The sequence below is a fragment of the Leifsonia sp. ZF2019 genome, from assembly GCF_019924635.1.
Taxonomy (GTDB): domain Bacteria; phylum Actinomycetota; class Actinomycetes; order Actinomycetales; family Microbacteriaceae; genus Leifsonia.
Window position 1 is genome coordinate 875,675 of the sequence record NZ_CP065037.1, and the last position, 14,590, is coordinate 890,264.

Consider the following 14,590-nt stretch of genomic DNA (forward strand, 5'->3'; position numbering starts at 1 on the left):
CCCCGCCCCGTCATGCCGCTTGACGGCGTCGCTGCGCCGATCGGATCGCGCCGAGCAGTGCGAACACCACGATCAGCACGCCGGCCGCGGCCAGCCACAGCGCCCAGGCCGTCCCCGGCGTCAGAGCGGCGAGCCAGACCTCCACGGAGGCCAGACGCTCCGGCGCCGAGAGGACGAACAGCGTGCTCGCGGCGAAGACGACGAGCAGGAGGCCCCACACGACGCCTCCCCAGCGGATCGGAGAGCGGCCGGGCGCGGAGGCGGTCGGGGCCCAGCCCGCCGGGGCAGGCGGGGTGAGCCAGGGCTCGGCGGGCAGCGGGGTCGTGGGCTGGGTCTGGCCGGGGAGCGGGGTCGTGGGCTGGGTCTGGTCGGCGAGCGGGACGGTGGGCTGGGTACCCGCGGCGGACTCGGACTGGGGGGTCTCGTCGGTGGTCATGGTGTTCCTCACTTCTGCTCGCGCTGGACGAGCACTTCGTCGATCTGGGCGATGCGGACGACAGCCGCGGGGGAGCCGGCGGGCCCGACCAGGATGTTCGCGCTGCACCCCCCGAGCGGTCGCGCCTGGCAGCGGTGCACGCGCTCAGTCCCCGAGGGGTCGGCCACGGTCACCGTGGACGCCGTGGCGGCCTCGATGCGGACCGTCGCGTCGGCCGGCACGATCACCGTCGTGGGGTCGGCACCCTTGGCCAGTTCGATCTCCGGGGTCCCGGGGGCCGTCACCGCGTCGGTCAGATCGATGGTCGTCGACCCCCACCCCTGCACATAGGAAGCGTCCGCCGCCGGGGTGAGGGTCCGGTCCGCTCCCACCACGACGGATGAGGCGGAGAAGCCCGCCCGCGCCCCGCCGGGCAGCACGGCGGTGAGAGCGGTGATCACCGCCAGGATGATGCCGAACGTGATGAAGAATCCGCTGCGTCGACGGGCGAGGCCGGCCACGAGCGCGGCGACGCCGAAGATCAGGGTCGCGGCGGCGAGCGCTGCCGTGACGGCGTAACCGGACGAGCCGGTCAGCGGGATCCAGAGGGCGGAGACGGCCGCCCCCGCGATGATGGCGAGACCGACGGTGAGCCAGCCGAGGGCGGCCCCGACGCGGGGGTTGGCCGCCCGGTAGGCGGCGCGGCGGGCGTTGGCCGCCGCGTTCGCCGCCGCGGCCTGGGACCGCATCTCGGCGGATCGCTGCGCTTTGACGGCACGCATGTCCTCCGCGAGGCGCGCCTTCCAGCGGGCGTGGTCCGCCTTCCACTCGGCCTGCCGGCGCTGCCAGTCGGCGACCTCCTGCTGGCTCGCCCCGATGGTGGGCGCGGGAGGGGCGACGGGCTCGGCCGTGATGTCGAGGGGCGGGGCGGGCGCCCCGTGGACTGCTGCGCCGGGTTCCGGTGCGACGGTCGGGGCGACGGCTTCGGTACTGTCCACTGCTGCCCGGTCGATGTCCTCGGCGGGGGCGGCCGTGGTGGCTGCGGCGCTCGCGGCAGCGGTCGCGTCGGAGTCCGGCGACGGCGCGGACGCCTCGGGTGTGTGGGCTGTCGGCCGTTTGTCGGCGGCACGGACGGCGAAGACGATCAGTCCGGCCACGAGCCCGAGCACGAGCAGCGTCCAGAACACCCTGCCGACGATCTGCGCCCAGCCCCAGTCGTCCCAGAAGCCTCCGCCGAACCAGCCGAGGCCGCTCGACCACGGGAGCAACGAGAAGACGAGCAGGACGCCGATGGCGACGATCGGGGCCTCGATGTCGCCCTCGAAGAGGCGCTGGAGGTGGATGCGTCCGTCGCGGTCGGGCAGCAACGCCCAGGCCAGCGCGTAGATCAGCACGACCGGCGCGCCGAGGATGGCGGCCACGACGACGATGCCGCGGACGATCAGCGGGTCGATGCCGAGCCGATAGGCGACGCCGGCGCACACGCCGCCGACCCAGCCGTCCGCTCGGACGACGCCGAGGCTGCGCATCCAGTCGAAGAAGCGGCCGCCGCGGCCCGAGAGCCCGGTGCTCGGCCCGCCATAGGGCGGCGGTGTGGTGGTGGAGTCGTTCTGTGACATGCTTCGATCCTGGCTCGCGGGTGAGCGGCGCGACATGGGGTGACACCCTGAACGGACCCTGATTACCCGGGCCGTGGGCTGTCCGGGGGCCTCCTGGTCTGCTTGGATTCTGGTCATGACCCCCACCGCTCCCGCTGCCAGGACGCCTCTCGCGCGGCCGCGCCAGTGCGTGTTCGGTGGAGTGAGCGAGGCGCTCGCCGACCACCTCGGCTGGCCGGTCGCCGCGGTGCGGTGGATCTTCGTCGGCACGTCGTTCGTGGGCGGGGCGGGGATCCTCTTCTACCTGTGGCTCTGGGCGCTCACGCCGCTGCGGTCGCCGATCGACGGGGAAGCGGTCGAGAGAGTGCGCCGCCGGGTCAACATCCCCTGGCTCTTCGGGATCGCCGGGGCGGCCTCTGGAGTCGTCTCGGTCGTGCTGGTGGCCGATGGAGCCGTCGGCGCGGGAATCAGTTTCCTGATCCTCGCCATCCTCCTGCTCGTGGCCGCGGTGGCATGGGACCAGCTCGTCGAGGACGACAGCCTGCTCCCGATCCCGTTCTCCGCCACGGCCTTCCGCGTCGCCGCCGGAGCCTTCCTCGTGATCGTCGCTCTCGTGCTGAGCGTTCTCCAGAGCGCCAGGAGTTCCGGCCCGCTCTGGATCGGGATCATCGCGGCGACCTTCGCCGGGGCGGCCGTGCTCGTCGCGCCGTGGGCGCTGCGTCTGTGGCGGGAGCTCATCTCGGAACGCACGGCGCGTATCAAGGAGGAGCAGCGGGCGGAGATGGCGGCCCATCTGCACGACTCCGTGCTGCAGACCCTCGCCCTGATCCAGAATCGGGCCGGAGCCTCGAGCGAGGTGGGCCGCATCGCCCGCGCCCAGGAGCGCGAACTGCGGGAGTGGCTGTACGCCGATGGCGCGCACGCGGCGGAGCGCGAGGACGCGGATCTCGCGGGCGAGTTGCGCGACGTCGCGGCGGCACTGGAGATCGACCACTCGGTCCACTTCGACATCGTCTCCGTTGGCGAGCCGGTGCGGAACGCACCGCCCGAGCTCGGAGCGGCTGCACGTGAGGCGATGCTCAACGCCGCCCGGCACGCGGGCGGCGAGGTCTCGGTGTACGTGGAGGGCGGCACCGGCTGCGCCGACGTCTTCGTGCGCGATCGCGGCAGCGGCTTCGACGTCGACGCCCTGCCCGAGGGCCGACTGGGTGTGCGGGAGTCCATCATCGGCCGGATGCGCCGCGCAGGCGGGGCGGCGACCGTCACCTCGCGCCCGACGGGCGCCGAGGTCCACCTGAGAATCGAGTTCGCGAGTGAGGAACCATGACAGACGACACCGGCGACACCTCTGAGGGCGCCGACGCCGGGCGCATCCGCGTCGTGATCGTCGACGACCACTCCATCTTCCGATCCGGGCTTCGGTCCGACCTCGATGAGCGTCTCGAGGTCGTCGCAGAGGCCGCCGAGGTGGAGGCCGCCGTCACGGCGATCGTGCGCTCCCAGCCCGACGTCGTGCTCCTGGACGTTCACCTCCCCGGCGGCGCGGGAGGGGGTGGCGCGGAGGTCCTGCGTCGTGCGGCGGCGGAGTGTCCGCGGACACGCTTCCTGGCCCTGAGCGTCTCCGATGCAGCGGAGGACGTGGTGGGTGTCATCCGAGCGGGTGCTCGCGGCTACCTCACCAAGGGGAGCTCGGGCGGGCAGGTCAGCGACGCCGTGGTGGCGGTCGCCGGCGGAGACGCCGTCTTCTCGCCGAAGCTGGCCGGGTTCGTGCTGGACGCCTTCGGCGCCGCGGCCGGCGAGCAGGCGGAGTCGACCGAGGAGCTCGACCGGCTCTCCGCGCGCGAACGCGAGGTCATGCGATTGATCGCCCGTGGGTACGCCTACAAGGAGGTCGCCTCCGAGCTGTTCATCTCGATCAAGACCGTCGAGACCCACGTCTCCGCCGTGTTGCGCAAGCTGCAGCTCTCGTCGCGGCACGAGCTCACGGCCTGGGCTCTGGAGCGAAAGCTGCTGTAGTCGCCCCCACGGCGTGATCGCGAGCCCTCCTCGGGCGCTCATCGCCTCGCCCGGGCGAGGATCGCGCGCACGCGTCGCGGCATCCCCGGATCGGCGAGGTCGTGCGGGCCGAGCTCGACGATCGTCCAGCCGTGCGCCTGGAGGTCGAGCCTCCGCTCCGTCGTGTCGCGCGCATCCCGATCGGTCTGCGTCCGTCCGTGCCGACACTCGAGGATCACCCGGCGCTCGGGGAAGACCAGCCCGCCCGGGTGTGCGCGACCGGAGCCGGTGCGGATGGGGAAGGCGGTCTCGTAACCGATGATGCCGGCGTCCGCGAGCCGGAATCGCAGCCGCGACTCCTCCGGCGTCGCCGCCCGCGGATCCAGCAGTCCGAGGGCTTTGACCAGGTCGGGTCGCCCCCGTCTGGCCACCGACCGATCGAGCGCGGCTCGCAGTGATCGTCGTGGGTCGCGCTCGCCGGAGTTCCGGAGCAGGGCATCGCCGGCGACGACCAGATCCTCGAGGGCGAGCGTTCCGGCGAGCTCGCACCAGGCGCGGCTCGGCGCGCTCAATTGCAGGCCGTCCTGCACCACCACGTCGCCGAAGGCGACACGCACCGAGTGCCCGTGCACGCCAGCTCTGCGCGGCGCGCGGGCCGGGGCGGGGACGGACACGTGGAGCCCCGAGGGGAGGCGCGGGAGCGGGAGGCCGTGCAGCGCAGCCGCCGTGGGGCCCGAGAAGAACGCGCCGGGCGGCGCCACGGCAAGGAAAGCGCGACACCGCTCGTCGAGTGTCTGCGGCGGAGCGGTCGTGACCGCGCCGTGGAAGGGGCGCGCCACCCCCGGTCCGCGGAGTCGTTTGGGGCTGACGCCGAGGCTGCGCGCCTCGCGGACGGAGAGGGTTCGGCGGCGGAGGTCGGTGGGGAGTGCGGTGTTCATGGCCCCACTCTCCCGTGCCGATGGGCGCCTGAACGGGTTGTCCACAGCCTCCCGCTCGACGAATCGGGTGAGACGTCACGACACGCCCCGATGGAGTGGAGGCGGCGGGGGAAATCGGCGCTCTGTGACGTCTCGCGCCGGATCGGACCGAGGCTGGCAGCGAGGAGGCGGGCGCTTTTGCGCAGCGGGTGCGGCGTCACGTACACTTGACGCGGTGGTTGAATCTGCCAAGCTTTTCTGCGCCTTTTTTTCGGTGACGGCGACGGCAGTCCTGCCGAGCTGTGATCAGGCATCCGGAGCACATTCGGATGCGTGATCGGCTAGCCTTGATCGGGAACGTCGCGGAGGGCTCGCGGGTTCGTCTTCCCTAGGGCGGTAGCTCAATTGGCAGAGCAGCGGTCTCCAAAACCGCAGGTTGCAGGTTCGATTCCTGTCCGCCCTGCAAGTCGACATTCCGATGTCGGCCCACGAAAGGTGTAACGAGGTGGCCCGAAAAGTTATCGACGAGCCGAGCGAGGACATCGTCGCCAACGCGAAGAAGGAGCGCGCTGAGAGGCGCAACCCCTTCGCGCGCATCGCGCTGTTCATCCGCCAGGTCATCGGCGAGCTCAAGAAGGTCGTCACGCCGACGCGCAAGGAGCTCCTGAGTTACACAGGGGTCGTGCTCGTCTTCGTGGTGATCATGATGGCGCTCGTGTCCCTCCTCGACTGGCTGTTCGGCCTGGGTGTTGTCTGGGTCTTCGGCAACCCCACCTAGAGCCGACCGGCTCGGCCGGAACACCGGCCTCCCCGACAGAAATGGAATGAATTCAGTGTCTGAGACGAATCGCGACGACGTGGACTGGGCCACCGCTGCCGAGCAGTCCTCCGAAGACGACGAGGCGCAGACCGGCAACGTGCTGGAGCACGACGAGGACGCGTCGGACGCCGCCGAGCACGAGGCGCTGCACATCGTGGCGGAGGACGGCACGGAGATCGACCTCGACGCCGTGCTCGACGCGATGGCGGAGGCCGTCGACCCCGAGGCCGACAAGGCCGTCGACGAGGCTCTCGAGGTCGACAGCGACGACGAAGCCGAGGCTGCTCAGGAGGCCGTGGAAGACGAGGACGAGGTCGCCACCGACCCGTACGAGGAGTTCCGCACCGAGCTCCGCAGCAAGATCGGCAAGTGGTACGTCATCCACTCCTACGCCGGCTTCGAGCGCCGGGTGAAGTCCAACATCGAGAACCGTATGGTCTCGATGAGCATGGAGGACTACATCTACGAGGTCCAGGTCCCGATGGAGGACGTGGTCGAGATCAAGAACGGCCAGCGCAAGATGGTCAACCGCGTGCGCATCCCGGGCTACGTGCTCGTGCGCATGGACCTCAACGAGGACAGCTGGTCGGTCGTCCGCCACACGCCGGGCGTCACCGGCTTCGTCGGGAACGCGCACAACCCGACGCCGCTGCGCTTCGAGGAGGCCTTCTCGATGCTGAAGAGCCTCGTCCAGGTCGATGCCGCGCCGGTCAAGGGCGCCGCCAAGGGCCAGAAGGCCACTGCCCGGGTCATCCCGGCCGAGGTGGACTTCGAGATCGGCGAGACCATCACGATCAAGGAGGGCTCGTTCGCGGGCCTGCCCGGATCGATCAGCGAGATCAAGCCGGAGAGCGGCAAGCTCACCGTCCTCGTCTCGCTCTTCGAGCGCGAGACCCCGGTCGAGCTGAGCTTCGACCAGGTCACGAAGCTCTGACCCCCTAGTTTTCAGATCACCGGGTCTCGGAAGGGCCGAGAAACCGGGAGAGCGTCGCGGAGCGATCCGTCGCCGCTCGAATACACAAAGAAGGAAGAGACATGGCACCGAAGAAGAAGGTCACCGGTCTGATCAAGCTTCAGATCAACGCCGGCGCCGCCAACCCGGCCCCGCCGATCGGCCCGGCCCTGGGTCAGCACGGCGTGAACATCATGGAGTTCTGCAAGGCGTACAACGCCGCGACGGAGTCGCAGCGCGGCAACGTCATCCCGGTCGAGATCACCGTCTACGAGGACCGTTCGTTCACGTTCGTCCTGAAGACCCCGCCCGCGGCCGAGCTCATCAAGAAGGCGGCAGGCGTCGCCAAGGGCTCCGGCGTTCCGCACACCACCAAGGTCGGCAAGCTGACCCAGGACCAGGTGCGCGCCATCGCCGAGCAGAAGATGGTCGACCTCAACGCGAACGACATCGACGCCGCGTCGAAGATCATCGCCGGCACCGCCCGTTCGATGGGCATCACCGTCGAGGCGTAAGCCCCGACAGCCCACCCCCACACCTCCGCCGAAAGGCATCACTGTGGCAGAGCCGGCCAGGCTCGCACCACATTCTCGTTAGGAGAAAACTCATGGCACAGAAGTCCAAGGCCTACCGGGCCGCGGCCGACAAGATCGAGGCCGGCAAGTTCTACACCCCGACCGAGGCCGTCGCCCTCGCGAAGGAGACCGGTTCCGCCAAGTTCAACTCGACCGTCGAGGTCGCGCTGAAGCTCGGTGTGGACCCGCGCAAGGCGGACCAGATGGTCCGCGGTACCGTCATCCTTCCTCACGGCACCGGCAAGACCGCGCGCGTCATCGTCTTCGCGACCGGCCCTGCGGCCGAGGCGGCCATCGCCGCCGGCGCGGACGAGGTCGGCGGCGCCGAGCTGATCGAGAAGGTCGCCGGCGGTTACACCGACTTCGACTCGGCCGTCTCCACTCCGGAGCTCATGGGCCAGGTCGGCCGTCTCGGAAAGGTGCTCGGTCCGCGTGGCCTCATGCCCAACCCGAAGACCGGCACGGTCACCCCGGATGTCGCGAAGGCCGTCTCCGACATCAAGGGCGGAAAGATCGAGTTCCGCGTCGACAAGCACGCCAACGTCCACTTCGTGGTCGGCAAGGCGGGCTTCACCCAGGAGCAGCTCGACGAGAACATCAAGGCCGCCCTCGAAGAGGTCGTCCGTCTGAAGCCGTCGGCAGCCAAGGGCCGCTACATCCAGAAGGGCGCCGTGTCGACCACGTTCGGCCCCGGCATCCCGCTGGATGTCAACGCGATCTGACGTTCGCGAGACTCACGAAGGGGTCGGTTCCGGCAGCAGCCGGACCGGCCCCTTCGGCGTTCCTGGGACGTCGGTCCGATCCTGAGAGAACGTACACATTCGGTAAGTATCGCGACAGACCCGTCTACCCCATCTTGTGTGGCAGATCTACGGGGTTTACGCTCGCCCTGGCGCGCGCCGCGCGCTGGCTCGTTGCCGAGTCCGTCCGAGTGAAGGATGACGTTTCATGACTCCTCGCACCACACGATCCCTCCACAAGAGGGTCGTCGGAATCATCGCCACCGTGGCCGCCACGGTGGCTTTGTCATTGGCGGGAACCTCCGCGGCCACCGCCGCCGACCGGGTGACCTATGCCGACTCCGTGCCCTCGTGGGCGACCGCCGCCAACGACGCGGGCGCCGCACCCGCCGATACGACGGTCGAAGGCGAGATCTACCTCCCGCTGCGCGACCAGAAGGGTGCGGAGACCCTCGCGAAGCAGGTTTCGAACCCGGCGATCGCCGGCTACCGCAAGGCGCTCAGCCCGGCGCAGTGGATCGGCCGGTTCTCGCCGACGCAGGCGGACTCGGACGCCGTGGTGAGCTTCCTCACCACCGCCGGCCTCACGATCACCGCGGTTCCCGCGAGCCGTCAGTACGTCGTCTTCCGGGGGACGCCCGACCAGATCGGCTCGATCTTCGGCACCTCCCTCCACTCCTTCAACTACGCGGGACGCCAGCTCATCGCGCCGGCGACCGCGCCGTCGCTGCCCGCGTCGATCGGAACCAAGGTCTCGGGCGTGAGCGTCGAGCAGTCGCGCACCCTCACCCGCCCGGATTCGATCCAGCAGGGAGACCTCGGGTCCTCCGGAGAGCCGCAGCTGTCGCGCAAGGTGGCCGCGGCGCCGGTCATCACGACGCCGTGCTCGCACTACTTCGGTGAGAACACCGTGACCGTGCCGGCGGCGTACAACGGCCAGACGAAGTACAGCACCTACAACTGCGGCTACACCCCGCAGCAGCTGCGCAGCGCGTACGGCCTCAGCGACCTCAACAGGCGCGGTACGAACGGCACCGGTCAGACCGTCGCCATCATCGACGCGTACGCCAGCCCGAGCATCGTGAAGGACGTCAACGACTACTCCGCACAGAACGGTGAGCCCGGTCTGACGAACTCGTCGTACCAGCAGCTCGTGCCCAAGGCGAGCGACTTCACCGATCAGGAGCTGTGCCAGTACCCCAGCGGCTGGCAGGGCGAGCAGACCCTCGACGTCGAGTCGGTCCACGCGATCGCACCCGGGGCGCGCATCCTCTATGTGGGAGGCACGAACTGCGGTGGCGGTCTGGACGTCGCGATGTCGAAGATCCTGGACAACAAGCTCGCGACGATCGTGAGCAACAGCTACGGCAACGTCGGCGAGGCGGTCCCGGCCGACGTGATCCAGGGCGAGGTCAACCTGCAGCTGCAGGCCGCCGGCGAGGGCATCGGCCTCTACTTCTCGAGCGGGGACAACGGCGACGAGGTCGCGAACCTCGGCTACGCGTCGCCGGACTTCCCGGCGTCCTCGCCGTGGGTCACCTCCGTGGGCGGCACGAGCATGGCGATCGACAAGAACGGCAAGATCGCCTTCGAGACCGGCTGGGGCGACACCGTCGACCAGATTGTGAAGAATGCCGACGGCACGCTGAGCTACACCGAACCGCTCCCCGGCAGCCGTTTCGTCGGCGGCGCGGGAGGCGGCACGAGCGCCGTCTTCGCGCAGCCGGACTACCAGCGCGGCATCGTGCCGGCGGCCCTCGCCTCCGGCAAGCGGGTCTCGCCCGATGTCTCGGCCCTGGCCGACCCGTACACGGGCTTCCTGATCGGGCTGCGGCCGATCGTGGACGACGACACGCTCGCCGTGGGCGACTACGTGAACGAGACCTACGGCGGAACCTCGCTGGCCTCGCCGATCGTGGCCGCGCAGATCGCGATCGTGCAGCAGGCGACGCACACGACGATCGGGTTCGCGAACCCGACGCTCTACGCGGTCAAGCGGGTGCTGCCGAACAGCTTCCGCGACGTGCTGCCGCAGAACCCGACCCAGGCGGTCGCGTACACCAGCAAGACCAGCGGCAACAGCTTCCTGGTCTCGTTCGACCAGGACACCACCCTCAAGACGGCAAAGGGGTACGACCCCGTGACCGGGCTCGGTGACGTGTCCTTCGACCTGCTGAGCCTGGTGGCGCAGGGCCGGCACTAGCCGCGCACCCGTCACCGCGCGCCGGCCGGCCGTCCCCTTCCCCCGGGGCGGCCGGTTCGTCGTGCGGGGCGACGGGAGCGCTACCCTGGTGCGATGACCGTGACCATCCGCACCGCCCTGGTGGAGGACGCCGCGGCTGTGGCCGCCGTCGCCGCGGTGACCTTCCCGCTCGCCTGCCCCCCGCACACGCCGGACGAGGCGAAGGCGCACTTCATCGCGACCGTCCTCTCGGAGGAGCGGTTCTCCGGCTATCTCGCCGACCCGGGCCGTCGCCTCCTCGTGGCCGAGGACGCGTCGGGGGAGGTCATCGGTTACACGATGATCGTCTTCGGGGAGCCGGAGGACGAGGATGTGCGCCGGGCGATCCGCGTGCGCCCCACCGCCGAGCTGAGCAAGTGCTACGTGCTGCCGGGCCACCACGGCGACGGTGTCGCCGGCCGGCTCATGGCCGAGAGTGTGCGGGCTGCCGAGGAGGCAGGCTCCCGGGCGATGTGGCTGGGCGTCAACGAGGAGAACGCGCGGGCGCAACGGTTCTACCGCAAGCACGGCTTCGAACGGGTCGGCTCCAAGCGGTTCCTCGTCGGTGAGCGCTGGGAGGACGACTGGGTGATGGAGCGGTCGAGCGTCGCCTGACGGGCGGCGTCAGCCCTCGGCGACCTTGACCACGACCTTGCCGCGGGTGTGGCCGCCCTCGACGGCGCGGTGCGCGTCGGCGATCTGGTCGAGGGCGAAGATCTCGTCGACGTGCACGCGCACGTTCCCCGCCTCGAGCAGACGCGCGATCACCGACAGGGTGTTGCCGTCGGGCGCCACCTTGTAGTGGGTGCCCCGCATCCCGGCCGCCGCCACCTCGTCCGCGAAGCCGGGCCAGCTCCCGGTGGGGGCGTTGACGATGAGCCCGCCGGGGCGGAGGACCTCGAGCGAGCGGCTGCCGGTGTCGTCGTGCACGTTGCCGACGAGGTCGATGACGACGTCGACCTCGCGCACGGCGTCCTCGAAGCGGGTCGTCGTGTAGTCGACCACCTCGGAGGCCCCGAGCGAGCGCAGCCAGGACGCCTTCGACCCGGACGCGGTCGCGATCACGTGGGCACCGAAGTAGGAGGCGAACTGCACGGCGAAATGGCCGACGCCGCCGCTGCCCGCGTGGATGAGCATCCGCTGCCCTTCGTGCGCCTTGGCGACCTCCACGACCATCCCCCACGCGGTGAGTGCGGCGAGCGGCGCGGCCGCCGCCTCGATGTGGGAGAGGGTGGCCGGTTTGCGCACGACACTGAGGCTGGGAACCGAGATGTACTCGGCGAACGAGCCGCCGAAGCGGGGGACCATGACCATCCCGAAGACCTCGTCCCCCGGCCGGATGGGATGCGCGCTGTACGGAGACTCCACGACCACTCCGCTGAAGTCGTGGCCGAGCACGGCGGGGAAGCTGTGGATGGCCTCGAACACCCCGCGGCCGGCACGGGTCTTCGCGTCGATCGGGTTCACGCCGGCCGCGACGACCTTGACGAGGAACTCGGCGTTCACGCGGTCGGGGGTCGCTGTCTCGCCGACCCGCAGCGCCTCCGGTCCGCCCGCGGCGTCCAGGAGCGCGGCCCGCATCGTCTTCGGCATTCATCGTCCCCTCGTCGGTCCCACCGGTGGTGCGGTCGGTTCGTCACCAGTCAATCCCGGGATTGCGTCACCGGTGTTACGTCGGGGTCACCGCATGTGAACACTCTGTTTCGGATACCCCCAGGTCGTTTCCAGTCGACGTCACGTTAGGATGCTTCGACCCCGAACCGAGGAGCCCGCGTGGAGCGATTCCTGCGCATCGTGCGCCAGCCGTTCGCGGCGCCGCCCCTGGTCCGCGGGTGGCAGCGCGCCGTGCCCGTCCTGCTCGCGATCGGCACCATCTGCGTCCTCGGGGGCCTCACGATCATCTGGGCGGCGCGGCTCACGGTCGCGTACCCGGTGTACGTCAGCGAACTGGGTGCAGAGGGCGCTCCGACCGCGGGGATGTTCCGGATCGCGCTCCTGCTGATCGCCGCGGGCGGGTTCTCGATCGCGTCGGCGAGCGGGCACGTGCGTTCGCGGGTCCGCCTGCTCGACCGCTGGGCACCGGCGCTCAGCCTCGGCGTCGCTGCGCTGTGCTTCGTCATCGCGTCGCAGGTCACGTGCACGGCGAACTGTCCGGTCCCCCTCGCGGATCCACGGTCGACGGGTCAGGACCTCGCCCACACCGTGTCGGCGGTGCTCGGCTTCGCGGCGGCCTGCTTCGCCATGCTGCAGGTGGCGTTCGCCGCGAGATTGCCGCGGGTGGCGCGGTTCTCCCTCGCGAGCTGCGTCGCCGTCGCCGTCATCACGATCGTCGGCGGGATGCTGGCGATCGTGCACGTGGCGACCGACGTGGGGGCATGGCTGGAGCTGATCGGGACGACCGTGGCGATCGCGTGGATCGCCGTCTACTCGCTGGCGTTGGTGCGGACGCCGCTGCGCTCCGAGGAGCCCGCCACCGCTCAGTAGAGCGTCGGCAGCGGGGTGGACACCGCCTCTGCCGGTGCGGGCGCCGCCGGCGGCGCGGTGGCCTGGCGCAACAGTTCGATGAGGTCGCCCGCGAGCGTCACCAGCTTCGCGATCTCGTTCTCGTCACGGTCGACCCAGCGGCACTCCGGCTCGTCGTGCAGCGGAACGAACCCGTCGTGCTGCTCCCAGACGAAAAGGGTGCGCTCGGCGCCGAGCACATACTGCTGCCACCAGATCTGCCGCAGGTAGCTGCGCGGGATGCTGCGGAACGGCTTGTTCGTCGTCTTGATCTCGCAGAGCTCGATGCGCTCGTCCGCTCGCACCGCGAGGCCGTCCGGCGTCGCCAGGTGACGGCGGTCCCGCTCGGCGTGGAAGAGGGCGTCGGAGGGCTGGATGCCGTGCGTGGCCGCGACCCAGGCGGCGATCTCCGGCTCGCGCACGCGCCCGTGCTGGGTGAAGGAGTTGCCCGAGAACCCGCTGCCGTGCAGCTTGTCGTACACGGCCGCCCGCAGAGAACGCGGGGTCGAGAGCTTGGCGACATCCGTCGCGGTGATGCCACGGCTCCGCGCGCGCAGCCAGCCGACGCGGTCGCTGGAGCGCGCGACGACGCGCGCGAGATGTCCCGTCTGCCCGGGTACCGCCGGGATCACGGGCACAGGGGCCGGAGCGGCCGCGCGGACCGGCTCGAGATCCGCCAGCACGCCCGGCCGGTAGAGGTCGGCGGAACGGAGCGGGGCGTGGTCGAGCACCCCTCCATTGTGCCCCGCCCCGGCGACTCCGGCGATCAGCCCACGCCCACGTCGACGCCCGCGGCGCCGAGCTGCCGACGCGCCTCGTCGATGGTCTCCAGCGTCGACACGGCCTCGTCCAGCGGGTGGACGGGCGACTCGGTCCGACCCTCGGATACGTAGCGGGCGAGAGCGGCGCCTTCGTACGACATCCCCTGCAGGTGGGGACGGCCGTACGGATCGCGCCAGTGGGCGGCCAGCGAGCCGTCGGCCCGGTGGACACGCAGGCCGCTCGGACCCCAGAACGGCGCATCCGTCTCGATCCGCCCGTCCACTCCGCTGATGGTGGCGAGCGACGGAGTGCCCGCGCGCAGTCCCGTGCTGAGCAGCGCCTGAGCCCCGGAGATCGTGCTCAGCACCAGCGCCGCCTGCTCGTCGACGCCCGAGGGGGCGAGGGTGCCGCTCGCGATGATGCCGGCGGGAGCGCCGAGGGCGAACGACGCCCACGACACGACGTAGACGCCGAGGTCGAGCAGGGCGCCGCCCGCCAGCGCCGGGTTCCAGAGGCGACCCGCCGCGTCGTAGGTCGCGTTGCCGCCGAAGTCCGCCGTCACCACGCGCAGCTCGCCGAGTGCGCCGTCGTCGAGCAGCCGCCGGGCGATGTCGGTCTGCGGCAGATAGCGGGTCCACATCGCCTCCATGGCGAAGACACCGGCCTCCCGTGCCGCGGAGACGATACGCCGCGCCTGCCCTGCGGTCGCGGCCATCGGCTTCTCGATGAGGACGTGCTTGCCCGCCGAGATCGCGAGGAGCGCGTGCTGCAGGTGCTCGGAGTGCGGCGTCGCGACGTAGACGACGTCGACGCCCGGGTCGGCGACGAGCGCCTCGTACGATGCGTGCGCGCGTTCCACACCGTGCGTCGCGGCGAAGGCGGCGGCGCGCTCCGCGGAGCGTGACCCGCACGCGACGACCCGCTGGGCGGTGTGCGCGTGCAGGGCTTTCGTGAAGTCGGCGGCGATCACGCCCGGACCGAGCACTCCCCAGCGCAGGGGCGGGGCGTCGGCGGGATCGGGATGCCGTGGTGCGGGGAGGGGCGAGAGCGCGTCCGTCATGTGCTCAGTCTGCCGTGCGGCGATCGGAGGAGG

The 14,590-nt window shown here is 70.7% G+C and carries 15 protein-coding genes and 1 tRNA gene; 10 read left to right on the forward strand and 6 right to left on the reverse strand.

Features of this window, described 5'->3' with window-relative positions; genetic code table 11:
• Positions 1–10 precede the first annotated feature (10 nt).
• Entirely contained in the window at positions 11–436 is a 426-nt protein-coding gene (locus IT072_RS04470) for a hypothetical protein (RefSeq protein WP_223359708.1), read from the reverse strand.
• A gap of 8 nt (positions 437–444) precedes the next feature.
• Positions 445–2,034: a PspC domain-containing protein gene (locus tag IT072_RS04475; protein WP_223359710.1), complete on the reverse strand. Its 1,590-nt coding sequence runs from the start codon at positions 2,032–2,034 to the stop codon at positions 445–447.
• 115 nt (positions 2,035–2,149) lie between these two features.
• Between IT072_RS04475 and IT072_RS04480 the strand changes: the two genes are divergently transcribed.
• On the forward strand, positions 2,150–3,340 hold the full coding sequence (locus tag IT072_RS04480) for an ATP-binding protein (RefSeq protein ID WP_223359712.1): 1,191 nt from the start codon (positions 2,150–2,152) through the stop codon (positions 3,338–3,340).
• A complete protein-coding gene (locus tag IT072_RS04485; RefSeq protein WP_223359713.1) occupies positions 3,337–4,029 on the forward strand; it encodes a LuxR C-terminal-related transcriptional regulator in 693 nt (230 codons plus the stop codon). Before IT072_RS04480 ends, IT072_RS04485 begins: the two co-directional genes overlap by 4 nt.
• A gap of 38 nt (positions 4,030–4,067) precedes the next feature.
• Here the strand turns inward: IT072_RS04485 and IT072_RS04490 are convergent, their stop codons facing one another.
• Positions 4,068–4,946 carry a hypothetical protein gene (locus tag IT072_RS04490; protein WP_223359714.1) on the reverse strand — a complete coding sequence of 293 codons (879 nt, stop codon included), beginning with the start codon at positions 4,944–4,946 and terminating at the stop codon, positions 4,068–4,070.
• A gap of 369 nt (positions 4,947–5,315) precedes the next feature.
• On the opposite strand from IT072_RS04490, the gene IT072_RS04495 reads away from it, so the two are divergent.
• The 7 genes from IT072_RS04495 (at position 5,316) to IT072_RS04525 (ending at position 10,848) form a co-directional block, all read left to right on the forward strand.
• Positions 5,316–5,388 (forward strand) — tRNA-Trp (locus IT072_RS04495).
• A gap of 42 nt (positions 5,389–5,430) precedes the next feature.
• Positions 5,431–5,703 (forward strand): preprotein translocase subunit SecE, encoded by a 273-nt coding sequence (gene secE / locus IT072_RS04500; RefSeq protein WP_223359715.1) that lies wholly within the window; start codon positions 5,431–5,433, stop codon positions 5,701–5,703.
• Positions 5,704–5,758: 55 nt separating this feature from the next.
• Complete coding sequence (gene nusG, locus IT072_RS04505) at positions 5,759–6,679, forward strand: transcription termination/antitermination protein NusG (RefSeq protein ID WP_223359716.1); 921 nt, start codon at positions 5,759–5,761, stop codon at positions 6,677–6,679.
• Between the two features lie 101 nt (positions 6,680–6,780).
• Entirely contained in the window at positions 6,781–7,212 is a 432-nt protein-coding gene (gene rplK / locus IT072_RS04510) for a 50S ribosomal protein L11 (protein ID WP_223359717.1), read from the forward strand.
• A gap of 92 nt (positions 7,213–7,304) precedes the next feature.
• Positions 7,305–7,994: a 50S ribosomal protein L1 gene (gene rplA, locus IT072_RS04515; protein ID WP_223359718.1), complete on the forward strand. Its 690-nt coding sequence runs from the start codon at positions 7,305–7,307 to the stop codon at positions 7,992–7,994.
• Between the two features lie 226 nt (positions 7,995–8,220).
• Positions 8,221–10,215, forward strand: a complete 1,995-nt coding sequence (locus IT072_RS04520; protein WP_223359719.1) for a S53 family peptidase — start codon at positions 8,221–8,223, stop codon at positions 10,213–10,215.
• A gap of 93 nt (positions 10,216–10,308) precedes the next feature.
• On the forward strand, positions 10,309–10,848 hold the full coding sequence (locus tag IT072_RS04525; RefSeq protein ID WP_223359720.1) for a GNAT family N-acetyltransferase: 540 nt from the start codon (positions 10,309–10,311) through the stop codon (positions 10,846–10,848).
• A 9-nt stretch (positions 10,849–10,857) separates the two neighbouring features.
• Here the strand turns inward: IT072_RS04525 and IT072_RS04530 are convergent, their stop codons facing one another.
• Entirely contained in the window at positions 10,858–11,826 is a 969-nt protein-coding gene (locus tag IT072_RS04530) for an NADP-dependent oxidoreductase (RefSeq protein ID WP_223359721.1), read from the reverse strand.
• 180 nt (positions 11,827–12,006) lie between these two features.
• Between IT072_RS04530 and IT072_RS04535 the strand changes: the two genes are divergently transcribed.
• Positions 12,007–12,717, forward strand: coding sequence for a DUF998 domain-containing protein (locus IT072_RS04535; protein ID WP_223359722.1), 711 nt, complete (start codon positions 12,007–12,009; stop codon positions 12,715–12,717).
• On the opposite strand, the gene IT072_RS04540 is transcribed toward IT072_RS04535, so the two are convergent.
• Positions 12,711–13,505: a YqaJ viral recombinase family protein gene (locus IT072_RS04540; RefSeq protein ID WP_442786798.1), complete on the reverse strand. Its 795-nt coding sequence runs from the start codon at positions 13,503–13,505 to the stop codon at positions 12,711–12,713. The genes IT072_RS04535 and IT072_RS04540 overlap by 7 nt on opposite strands.
• On the reverse strand, positions 13,502–14,557 hold the full coding sequence (locus IT072_RS04545; RefSeq protein ID WP_223359724.1) for a Gfo/Idh/MocA family protein: 1,056 nt from the start codon (positions 14,555–14,557) through the stop codon (positions 13,502–13,504). Before IT072_RS04545 ends, IT072_RS04540 begins: the two co-directional genes overlap by 4 nt.
• Positions 14,558–14,590 lie beyond the last annotated feature (33 nt).